Annotated in this window: 1 protein-coding gene; it reads left to right on the forward strand. The window is 72.8% G+C overall.

Features of this window, described 5'->3' with window-relative positions; all coding sequences use genetic code 11:
* Window positions 1–19: 19 nt before the first annotated feature.
* Window positions 20–12,652 carry an SDR family NAD(P)-dependent oxidoreductase gene (locus ACIRD7_RS06495; protein WP_403450518.1) on the forward strand — a complete coding sequence of 4,211 codons (12,633 nt, stop codon included), beginning with the start codon at window positions 20–22 and terminating at the stop codon, window positions 12,650–12,652.
* The last annotated feature ends 16 nt before the right edge of the window (window positions 12,653–12,668 follow it).

Consider the following 12,668-nt stretch of genomic DNA (forward strand, 5'->3'; position numbering starts at 1 on the left):
ACTTAGGGACAGGATTCGCGTGCCCACTGACGACAAGACTCTGACGTACCTCAAGCGGCTCACCACCGACCTTCGCCAGACCCGTCAGCGGCTGCGCGAGGTCGAGGCCCGGGACCACGAGCCGATCGCGATCGTGGGGATGGGATGCCGTTTCCCCGGCGGGGTGGACTCGCCCGAGGCACTGTGGGAGCTGGTGGCGTCCGGCGGCGAGGGCGTGTCCGGCTTCCCGGCCGACCGCGGCTGGGACCTGACGTCCCTGTTCGGGGACGGGCCGGGGCAGTCGTCGTCGCGGCAGGGCGGCTTCCTGCACGAGGCCGCCGAGTTCGACGCCGAGGCCTTCGGTATCAGCCCGCGCGAGGCCCTCGCGATGGACCCGCAGCAGCGGCTGCTGCTGGAGACGTCGTGGGAGGCGCTGGAGCGGTCGGGCATCGACCCGCTGTCGCTGCGCGGCTCGCGCACGGGCGTCTTCGCGGGCCTGATGTACCACGACTACGCCTCCCGCCTGCCGGCGACGCCGGACGAGGTCGAGGGGCTCCTCGCCAACGGCAACGCGGGCAGTGTCTTCTCCGGACGCGTGGCCTACGTCTTCGGCTTCGAGGGGCCGGCGGTGACGGTGGACACGGCGTGTTCGTCGTCGCTGGTGGCGCTGCACCTGGCATGCCAGTCCCTCAGGTCGGGGGAGTGCGACACCGCCCTGGCCGGTGGTGTGACCGTCATGGCCACCCCGGCGACCTTCGTGGAGTTCTCACGGCAGGGCGGACTCGCGGCGGACGGCCGGTGCAAGGCGTTCTCCGAGTCGGCGGACGGTACGGGCTGGTCCGAGGGCGCGGGCGTCCTGGTGCTGATGCGGCTGAGCGAGGCGCGTCGGCGGGGCCGTCCGGTGCTGGCGGTGGTGCGGGGAACGGCCGTCAACCAGGACGGTGCGTCGAACGGACTGACCGCGCCCAACGGGCCGTCCCAGCAGCGGGTGATCCGTCAGGCGCTCGCGAACGCAGGTGTGCCGGCGGCCGAGGTGGACGCGGTCGAGGCGCACGGCACCGGCACCCGGCTCGGCGACCCCATCGAGGCGCAGGCCCTCCTCGCCACCTACGGGCAGGCGCGCTACGGCGACGGCGAGCCCGTGTGGCTGGGGTCGGTGAAGTCCAACATCGGACACACCCAGGCGGCCGCGGGCGTGGCCGGGGTGATGAAGATGGTGATGGCGCTGCGTGCGGAACGACTGCCGCGCACCCTCCACGCCGACCAGCCGTCCTCCCACGTGGAGTGGGACTCGGGCGCGGTCCGACTGCTGACCGAGGAGCGCGCCTGGCCGCAGGGCGAACGGCCGCGCCGGGCGGGTGTGTCGTCGTTCGGCATCAGCGGAACGAACGCCCACGTCGTCATCGAGGAGACGCCCGCCCCCGCCGAACCCAACACGGAAGACGCGGACGAGGCGGACACCGACCGGACGGCGGCACCCGCCGAGACGGTCGAACTGCCCGTGATCCCCTGGGTGGTGACCGCCCGCGGCGCCGACGCCCTGCGGGCCCAGCTCGACCGACTCGTCTCCGTCGACGCCGGCCCCCTGGACACCGGTTACTCCCTCGCGGCCACCCGGGCCGCCCTCGACCACCGTGCCGTCATCCTCGGCCGCGACCTCGCCGGTCTCCGCGCCCAGCTCGCCGCACCCGCGATCACCGGGTCCGTCACCGAGGGCCGCACGGCATGGATGTTCACCGGCCAGGGCAGCCAGCGCCCCGGCATGGGCCGCGAACTCGCCGCCACCTTCCCCGAGTTCGCCACCGCACTCGACGAAGTCTGCGCACTGCTCGACGCCGAACTCGGCTTCGACCAGCCCCTGCGCACCGTCCTCTTCGGCGACGACGCGGACACCCTCCAGGACACCGGCCACGCCCAGTCCGCCCTCTTCGCCCTCCAAGTCGCCCTCATACGACTGCTGCGCTCGTGGGGGACGGAACCCGAGGTGGTGCTGGGCCACTCGGTCGGCGAGTTCGCCGCCGCCCACGCGGCCGGAGTCCTCGAACTGCCCGACGCGGTACGGCTGGTCGCGGCCCGTGCCCGGCTGATGCGGGCACTCCCGGTCGGCGGCGCGATGGCCGCGATCGAGGGATCCGAGACCGAGGTCGCCGCCCTCCTCGGCGACGGAGCCGTCATCGCCGCCGTGAACAGCGCGACGTCCGTCGTCGTCTCCGGCCACGAGGACGCCGTACGACAACTCGTCGACACGGCACAGCGACAGGGCCGCCGGGCCACGCGGCTGCACGTGTCGCACGCCTTCCACTCCCCGCTCATGGAGCCGATGCTGGCGGAGTTCGCCGGCATCGCCGCCCGGGTGACCTACCACCGCCCGACGCTCCACGCCGTCAGCACCCTCACCGGCGCCGCACTCGACGGCGACGACTGGACGAGCCCCGACTACTGGGTACGCCAGGTCCGCGAGGCCGTGCGCTTCCACGACGCGGCCCGCACGGCCGTCGACGCACTGGGCGTCGCACGGTTCCTCGAAATCGGCCCCGACCCCGTCCTGTCCGCATTGATCGACACGGCTCCGGCCACGTCCCTGCTGCGCCGAGACCGGGACGAACGCGAGACGGCCCTCGCAGCCGTCGCCGAACTGTTCGTACGCGGCACACCGGTCGACTGGGCAGCCGTCTTCGCGAACACCGGGGCACACGAGACACCCCTGCCGACGTACGCCTTCCAGCGTCGCCGCTACTGGCTCGAAGCGCCGCGCACCACCGTGGACGCGGCCGGTCTGGGCCTGCGTCCCGCCCGTCATCCACTGCTCGGCGCCGCCGTGTCCGTCGCCGACACGGACGCCCTGCTCCTCACCGCGCGCCTGTCCCTGGCCGACCAGCCCTGGCTCGCCGACCACGCCGTGGCGGGCACGGTGATCGTCCCCGGCACGGCGCTGCTGGAGCTGGCGCTGGCCGCCGGGGAGCGCGTCGGCTGCGACCATGTCGCCGACCTCACCCTGCACACGCCCCTCGCCCTCCCGGGCGACCGGCCCGTCGAACTCCAGGTGGGCGTCGAGCCCCCGGACCAGGCGGGACACCGCGCCCTGCGCGTCCACGCCCGCCCGCACGACCCGGACGCCGAACTGCCCTGGACGCTGCACGCCTCCGGCACGATCACCGAAGCCGGGCCGACCGGCGAGACATGGGACCTGCGCGCGTGGCCGCCACAGGGAGCGGAACAACTCGAACTCGACGGCCTCTACGACCGAATGGGGGCGGCGGGTCTGACGTACGGCCCCGCGTTCCGCGGACTGGAGGCCGTATGGCGCTCCGGGGACGACTGGTTCGCGCAGGCCACGCTGCCCGACGTGGTGGCGGACGGCGCCGACGGGTTCGGACTGCACCCGGCGCTGCTGGACACCGTGCTGCATACGCTGGGCCTTTGGCAGCAGGACGGCGCCCGGCTGCCGTTCCTGTGGTCCGGTGTACAGCTGTCGGCCGTCGGCGCGTCCACGGTCCGCGTCCGTGTGACACGGCGAGGCGAGGACACGGTGGAACTCCGGGTGGCCGACGCCACCGGCCAACCCGTGGCCACGATCGACAGCCTGCTGCTGCGCCCCGTCACCCTCACGGGCCAGGAGCCCGGCGAGGGCCTCGTCCGCGACGCGCTGTTCCGGGTGGAATGGCGCCCGCTCACCGAGACCGGGGACGCCCGGACCACCGACTGGGGTGTGCTGGGCGAGCTGCCGGCCGAGTCGACGGCCCGCTACGGCCCCGCCTTCCCCACCCAGTACCTGGACCTTGAGGCACTCCGCACGGCACTCGACGCCGGCACACAGCCGCCGAACACCGTCCTCCTGCCGATCGAGACGTCCGAGCGCCCCGTCCGGGAGACCATCACCGAGGCCCTCGACACGATCAAGGAGTGGCTGCGGGAGCCCCGTCTCGCCGAAACCCAACTGCTGGTCGTGCTCTCGGGACCGGACGACACCGAGGAGCCCCTCACCGCCCCGGCCGCGGCCGCCGTCCGCGGCCTGATCCGCACGGCCACGACCGAAAACCCCGGCCGCATCGCCCTCGCCGACCTCGACCTCGACGCCGCGTCCTGGGACACGCTCGCGAGTGTTCCGGCGACGGTCGGAGAGGTGGTCATCCGGCGGGGGGTGGCGCGAGTTCCGCGGATGGCGCGGATGGCTTCGGGTGGAGTGCTCGTCCCCCCGGTGGGTGCCGGTGGTTGGCGGATGGATGTGGTGGCGCAGGGGCGGCTGGATGGTGTCGGGCTGGTTCCTGAGCGGCCGCGTGAGTTGCGGGCAGGTGAGGTGCGGGTCGCCGTGCGGGCGGCCGGTGTCAACTTCCGTGATGTGCTGAATGTGCTGGGCATGTATCCGGGGGATGCGGGGCGGCTCGGGCACGAAGGTGCCGGTGTGGTCGTCGAGGTCGGTCCGGGGGTGACCGGACTTGCCGTCGGTGACCGGGTGATGGGCCTGCTGGACGGGGCCTTCGCTCCGACGGCGGTGACCGATGCTCGGTTGGTGGCGAGGGTGCCGGAAGGGTGGTCCTTCGAGCAGGCGGCGTCCGTGCCGATCGTGTTCTTGACCGCCTATTACGCCCTGATGGATCTGGGCCGGCTTCAGGCAGGCGAGTCGGTGCTGATCCACTCGGCTGCCGGCGGTGTGGGCATGGCGGCCGTGCAGCTGGCTCAGCAGCTGGGCGGTGATGTCTACGCGACGGCGAGTGAGCCGAAGTGGCCGGTCGTGCGTGAGCTGGGGGTGTTGGAGGGGCGGATCGCTTCGTCGCGGACGACGGAGTTCGAGGAGCGGTTCCAGCCCGGTGTGGATGTGGTGCTGGACTCGCTCGCGGGTGAGTTCGTGGACGCCTCGCTGCGGCTCGTACGCCCGGGTGGCCGGTTCGTGGAGATGGGCAAGACCGACATCCGGGATGCCGACGAGGTGCGGGCGGAGCACGGCGTCGACTACACCTCCTTCGACCTCATCGACGCCGGTCCTGACCGCATCGCGGAGATGTTCGCGGTGCTGCTGGAGCTGTTTGAGCGGGGTGTGCTGCGGCCGGTGAAGGTGACTGCCTTCGACCTGGGCAGGGCGCCGGAGGCGTTGCGGCTCCTCGGTCAGGCCAAGCATGTCGGGAAGGTCGTGCTGCGGGTGCCGTCGCCGTGGAGTGGCGAGGGCACGGTGTTGATCACGGGCGGGACGGGAGGTCTGGGTGCGGAGGTCGCCCGGCATCTGGTCACCGCGCATGGCGTACGGGACCTGCTGCTCGTCTCGCGGCGCGGGCCGAAGGCGCCGGGTGTTACCGAACTCCTGGCGGAGCTGGAGGAGTTGGGTGCTCGGGTGTCTGTCCGGGCGTGTGACGTGTCCGACCGTGTCGCGTTGGCTGGTGTGCTGGACGGGGTGGACCTGTCTGGTGTGGTGCACGCGGCGGGTGTTATCGATGACGGTCTGATCGGTGATCTTTCGGTTGAGCGGGTGGGCCGGGTGGTGGCGGCGAAGGCTGAGTCGGCGCTGCTTTTGCACGAGTTGACCGCCGACCGTGATCTGTCGGCGTTCGTGTTGTTCTCGTCGTTCGCGGGTGTGGTGGGCAATGCCGGTCAGGCGGCGTACTCGGCCGCCAACAACGTCCTGGATGCGCTGGCTGTGGCCCGTCGAGCTCAGGGCCTGCCGGCGGTGTCGCTGGCGTGGGGCATGTGGGCGAACGCGGACGGCATGGGTGGCACGCTGGGTGAGGCGGAGCTGGAGCGGATGGCTTGGCAGGGCTTCCCGGCGTTGGAGACGAGTGAGGGTCTCGCCCTGCTCGATGCCGCGCTGCTGGTGAACGAGCCGCTCGCGGTCCCCGTCGCCCTGCGCACCTCGGCCCTGGCGGCCGTCCGCGACAGCCTCCCCGGCATCCTGCACGACCTGCTGCCGGTCAGGGCGCGTCGCCGTACCGTCGGCGCGGCGACGGCGGCCGACGGCGAACTGGCCCGCCGACTCGCCGGGCTGGCGCCGGCCGAACAGCGCAGGGCTGTGCTGGACATGGTCCAGGCGCAGGTCGCGACCGCGCTCGGCCATGCCTCGGCGGCATCCCTGGATGAGAACCGCAGCTTCAAGGACCTGGGGTTCGACTCGCTGACTGCCGTCGATCTGCGCAACCGCCTGGGCTCCGCCACCGGCGTCACGCTTCCCGCCACCCTTGTCTTCGACCACCCGAACCCGAACTCCCTCACCGACTTCCTCCTCGAACGGGTCCTCGGCGAGCTCACCACCCAGGCGCCCAGGCATCCGCGCACGCAGGTGACGACCGGCGTCGATGAGCCGGTGGCGATCGTGGGGATGGGGTGTCGTTTCCCGGGCGGCGCGGATTCGGCCGAGGGGCTGTGGGATCTCGTAACTGAAGGCCGGGATGGGCTCACGGCTCTCCCGATGGATCGTGGCTGGGACCCCGCCCTGCTGGAGGGTCTTGCCGCGGTCGGCGGATTCGTGGACGACGTGGCGCTGTTCGATGCCGAGTTGTTCGGGATCTCGCCGCGTGAGGCGCTCGCCATGGATCCGCAGCAGCGGCTGCTGTTGGAGACGGCGTGGGAGGCCTTGGAGGACGCCGGAATTGATCCGGCGTCGCTGCGGGGCACGCCGACCGGCGTCTACGCCGGCGTCTCCGCCAACGGTTACGGCAGCGGCACCGTCGCCGATCCGCAGGGCAACACCGAGGGATACCTGCTGACGGGCAGCACCCCCAGCGTCGCGTCCGGTCGACTGGCGTACACCCTCGGGCTGGAGGGGCCGGCCTTGTCCGTGGACACCGCGTGTTCCTCGGCGCTGGTGGCGTTGCATCTGGCGTGCCAGGCGTTGCGCTCGGGGGAGTGCGATGTGGCGTTGGCCGGTGGTGCGACGGTGATGGCGACCCCGGGCATCTTTCTGGAGTTCGCGCGGCAGGGCGGGCTGGCCGGGGACGGTCGGTGCAAGTCGTTCGCCGAGGGTGCTGACGGGACGGGTTGGGCGGAGGGCGGGGGCATCCTCGTCCTGGAGCGGCTCTCCGACGCCCGCCGGAACAACCATCCCGTGCTGGCGGTGGTGCGGGGCAGTGCGGTGAACCAGGACGGTGCGTCCAACGGGCTGACGGCGCCGCACGGTCCCTCGCAGCAGCGGGTGATCCGGCAGGCGCTGGCTTCTGCGGGCCTGGATGCCGGCGAGGTGGATGCCGTCGAGGCGCACGGCACGGGTACGCGTCTCGGCGATCCGATCGAGGCGCAGGCTCTGCTCGCGACCTATGGACAGGCCCGTCGCGATGACGAGCCGTTGTGGCTGGGTTCGATCAAGTCGAACATCGGGCATGCGCAGGCGGCGGCCGGTGTGGCGAGCATCGTGAAGATGGTCATGGCGCTGCGTCGGGAGGCGCTGCCGCGCACTCTGCATGTCGACGAGCCGTCCTCGCATGTGGACTGGACCTCGGGCGCGGTTGAGCTGCTGCGGCAGGAGCGGGCCTGGCCGCGTGGCGGGCGGGTGCGTCGGGCGGGCGTGTCGTCCTTCGGTATCAGCGGCACCAACGCCCACGTCATCCTCGAAGAAGCCCCGGCCACTCCGGCGCCCCGCAAGCCCGAGCCCCCGGTTGACCTTCCGGTGATTCCATGGGTCGTGTCGGCCCGTACCGCCGAGGCCCTGCGCGCCGGTACGGCACGACTGGCCGCGCACCTCGCAACCCATGACGTCGACCCGGCCGATGTCGGATTGTCCCTGGCCACGACCCGTGCCGCTCTGGAGCACCGGGCCGTGGTGCTCGGCCGCGACGGTGACGCGCTGCGCTCGGGCCTCGCCGAGCCCGCCGTGACCGGGGTGGTCGCCGACGGCCGTACCGCCTGGATGTTCACGGGTCAGGGCAGCCAGCGCCTCGGCATGGGACGTGAACTGCACGCCGCCTACCCGGTGTTCGCGGGCGCCTTCGACGAGACGGCCGCGTTGCTCGAAGCCGAGCTGGCCGGGGCGGAAGGTTTCCCGCTCCCGCTGCGAGACGTGCTGTTCGCCGGCGAGGGCTCCGAAGCCGCCGCCCTCCTCGACCGCACCGGCTACGCACAGGCCGCCCTGTTCACGATCCAGGTCGCCTCGGTGGAGTTGCTGCGAGCGTGGGGTGCGGTGCCGGATGTGGTGCTCGGTCACTCCATCGGCGAGTACGCCGCCGCCTACACGGCAGGTGTCTTCCAACTCCCGGACGCGGTACGGTTGGTGGCCGCCCGGGCTCGTCTGATGCAGGCCCTGCCCGAGGGCGGTGCCATGGCCGCCGTAGAGGCCGACGAGGCCGAGGTCACCGAACTCCTCACCACCGACGACGTGACCATCGCCGCCGTCAACGGACCGGCCGCCGTCGTCGTCTCCGGCACGGAGGACGGCGTCGAGCGTGTCATGGCCGCCCTCCGTGAACGCGGTCGCCGGGTCACCCGCCTCCGCGTCTCCCACGCCTTCCACTCCCCGCTCATGGAGCCCATGCTCGACGAGTTCGCCGCCATCGCCGAGCAGATCACCTACCGACGACCTGCCGTGACGGCGGCCTCCTCGGTCAGCGGTGAGACCGTCGGCGAGGCCGACTGGACCACCCCGTCCTACTGGGTTCAGCAGGTGCGCCGCCCCGTCCTCTTCCACGACGCCCTGAGGACCGCCACCGGCTCGCTCGGTGCCACGCGGCTGCTGGAGATCGGTCCCGATCCGGTGCTGAGCGGGCTCGTCGACCCGGCGGTGGGGCCCGCCTTCTCCGTACTGCGCAAGGGGCGCCCGGAGGCCGAGACGCTGGTCTCCGCCCTGGCCGAACTCTTCGTCCGGGGGGCCCGTGCCGACTGGGCCGCTCTGTTCGAGGGCAGCGGCGCCCGCCGGGTGCCGCTGCCGACGTACGCCTTCCAACGGCAGCGGTACTGGCTGGAGTCGGCTGCTGCCGCCGCCGATGTGCGGGGCCTCGGGCTCAGGGCCGCCGATCACCCGCTGCTCGGCGCCGCCGTCCCCGTGGCCGGCTCCGGCACGCTGCTTCTGACGTCCCGGCTGTCGGTCCGTACGCATCCCTGGCTCGCCGATCATGTCGTGGCCGGGAGTGTTGTCGTACCGGGTACGGCGTTCGTCGAACTCGCCCTCCAGGCCGGTGACCGTGCCGACTGCGGCAGGCTGGCCGAACTCACCCTCCAGGCGCCGCTCGTCCTGCCACCCGGTGCGGGCGTCACCGTCCAGATCGTCGTCGAGGCCCCGGCGGCCGACGGCGGCGGCCGGGCGCTTCACGTGTACGCCCGGCCCGACGACGCGGCCCCTGACCAGGCCTGGACCCTGCACGCCACCGGCCTCCTCGACAACGCGACGGCCGCCTTCCCGGACGCGGCCGAACTACGGACGTGGCCGCCGGCCGGGGCCCGCGAGCTGGCCCTCGGCGAGCTGTACGAGCGACTGGCCGGGTCCGGACTGTCCTACGGGCCCACCTTCCGCGGCCTGGCGCGCGTCTGGACGTCCGGCGACGACCTGCTCGTCGAGGCCGCCCTCCCCGAGCCGGCCGTGGGCGAGGCGACCGCGTTCGGGCTGCATCCGGCACTCCTCGACACCGTGCTGCACGCCCTCGCCCTGCGCGCGGGGGAGGAACAGGGCGCGTTGTTGCCGTTCCTGTGGTCGGGGGCGTCCTTCCACACCGTCGGCGCGAGCGTCGTACGGGCCCGGCTCACGCCGCGCGGGACCGACGCGTACGCCCTGCACGTCGCGGACGCCGCGGGCGGCCCCGTCGTCATGGTCGACTCGCTGGTGCTGCGCCCCGTGTCCGCGGCCGACCTCGCCCGGGCGGCGACCGGCCCGGACGACCTGTACCGCCTCGACTGGGTGCCCGAGCCCACGGACCGCGCCGGGAGCGCCCGCACCGGCCACTGGGCCGTCGTCGGCGACCCCGACTCGGCGGGGTGGCGCGAGTCCGGCGTGCCCACGAGGCACTACGCCGACCTGGACGCCCTCGTCGCCGCGCTCGAAGCGGGCGAGCCCGCACCCTCGGCCGTCGGGCTGACAGTGGCGGCCAACTCTGGTGAAGTCCCAAGTGCGGTTGCTGATCTCCTGGGTGCCATGCGGACCTGGCTCGCACACGAGAGGTGGGCGGACACCCCCCTGGTGGCACTGACCACCGGGGCGGTCGCCCACAGCCCCGCCACCGGCACCGGCAACAGGACTGGCACCGGCATGATCCCGGCCCTTGCCGGCGCCGGTGCGTGGGGCCTGGTCCGGTCGGCGATCAGCGAGCACCCCGGACGCCTCGCCCTCGCCGACGTCGACGGCACCGCGGCCTCGTACCGCACCCTCGCGGAACGGCTCTCACCCCTGGACGAGCCCGAACTCGCCCTCCGCGACGGCGAGGTCCGGACTCCCCGCCTCGTACGGATGGCCTCGGACGGCGTCCACGTACCGCCGGTCGTGCCCGCGGGCATGACGTGGCGCATGGAGGTCGCCCGGCGCGGTCGCCTGGACGGCGTGGCGCCGGTCACCGAGGAACCGCGGGCCCTTGGCCCCGGTGAGGTGCGGGTCGCGGTGCGGGCGGCCGGCGTGAACTTCCGCGATGTGCTGAACGTGCTGGGCACGTATCCCGGTGATGCGGGGCGGCTCGGGCACGAGGGTGCCGGTGTCGTCGTCGAGGTGGGCCCGGAGGTGACCGGACTTGCCGTCGGTGACCGCGTGATGGGCCTGCTGGACGGCGCCTTCGGGCCGACGGCCGGCACCGACGCGCGGCTGCTGGCACGGATCCCGGAAGGGTGGACGTTCGAGCAGGCGGCCTCCGTGCCGATCGTGTTCCTGACCGCCTACCACGCTCTGGTCGACCTCGCCGGTCTGAAGAAGGGCGAGTCGGTGCTGATTCACGCCGCCGCCGGCGGCGTCGGAACGGCTGCCGTGCAGCTGGCCCGGCATCTGGGTGCCGAGGTGTACGCGACCGCCAGCGAGCCCAAGTGGCCGGTGCTGCGTGAGCTGGGAGTGAACGAGGAGCGGATCGCCTCCTCGCGGACCACCGAGTTCGAGGAGCGGTTCCGGTCGGGTGTCGACGTGGTGCTGGACGCTCTGGCCGGGGAGTTCGTGGATGCCTCGCTGCGGCTGGTACGGCCCGGTGGCCGGTTCCTCGAAATGGGCAAGGCCGATATCCGGGACCCCGAGGAGGTGGCCGCCGCTCACCCCGGCATCAGCTACCAGGCGTTCGACACCTACGACGCCGGGCCCGACCGGATCGCCGAGATGTGGGCCGCGCTGCTGGAGCTGTTCGAGCAGGGGGCACTGCGGCCGATGCGGGTGACCGCCTACGACCTGGCAAGGGCTGCGGACGCGCTGCGGCTGCTCGGCCGGGCCAGGCATGTGGGCAAGGTCGTGCTGCGGGTGCCGTCGCCGTGGAGTGGCGTGGGGGCCGTGCTGATCACGGGTGGGACCGGTGGTCTGGGCGCCGAGGTTGCCCGGCACCTGGTTGCTGCCCATGGCGTACGGGATCTGCTGCTGGTCTCCCGGCGCGGACCCGAGGCTCGCGGCGCCGCTGAACTCCGCATGGAACTTGAGGAGTTGGGGGCTCGCGTTCGCGTGGAAGCCTGTGACGTCTCCGACCGTGCGGCGCTGGCCGCCGTCCTGGACGGGGTCGAGCTGTCGGGTGTGGTGCATGCGGCGGGTGTGCTGGATGACGGGTTGGTCGCTGATCTGACGCCTGAGCGGTTGGCTGGTGTGCTGGCGGCGAAGGCTGAGTCGGCGGTGCATCTGCATGAGTTGACCGCTGGTCGTGATCTGTCGGCGTTCGTGTTGTTCTCGTCGTTCGCGGGTGTGGTGGGCAATGCCGGTCAGGCGGCGTACTCGGCTGCGAACAACGTCCTGGACGCGTTGGCTGTGGCCCGTCGTGCCGAAGGGCTGCCCGCCGTGTCGCTGGCCTGGGGCATGTGGGAGGCCGGCATGGGGGGCCGGTTGGCGCAGGCGGATGTGGCGCGATTGCGGCGGGGAGGGCTGCCGCCGCTCGCCGCGCGCGAGGCGCTGGCCCTGCTGGACGCGGCGCTCGTCGTGAACGAGCCGAACGCCGTGCCCGTCGCCCTGCGGACCTCGGCCCTCGCCGCCGGTGGCCGGGTGCCGTTCGTGCTGCGGGGCCTGGTGCCTGCGGCCGGGCGGCGCTGGGGAGTCGCCGCGTCGGGCGCGGCCGCGAGCGGCGGTGGCCTGCGGGAGCGGCTGCGCGGGCTGGGCTCCGTGGAGCGGGACCGAGCGGTGCTGGACGCGGTGCTGACCGAGGTGGCCGGCGTGCTGGGGCACGCCTCGGCCGGCGCGGTGGACGCCTCACGGGCGTTCAAGGAGCTGGGCTTCGACTCACTGACGGCCGTGGATCTCCGTAACCGACTGAACAGCGCCACCGGACTGCAGCTGCCCGCCACCCTCATCTTCGACCATCCCACCATCCTCTCCCTGCGAGATCACCTCAGCGCCGAACTCGGCCCCGTCGACGACGGCGACACCGCCTTCCTGATGGGCGAGTTGGACAAACTCCGCACGGTCCTCGCCGAGACCGCGCCGACCGCGGACGACGCCGCCCGCGCGGCGATCGACGACCGGCTCCAGCAACTGCTCGCCGCCTGGTCGGCCGGCGTGTCCGAGGGCGGCGAGGGCGCCGACCAAGGCAACCGCGTCGCACTCGAGGACGCCACCGACGACGAGCTCTTCGCCCTGCTCGACGACAAGCCCTGGGCCACCGACTGACCGCTCGGCCCCCGAG

The organism is Streptomyces sp. NPDC093568 (genome assembly GCF_044764945.1).
Taxonomy (GTDB): domain Bacteria; phylum Actinomycetota; class Actinomycetes; order Streptomycetales; family Streptomycetaceae; genus Streptomyces.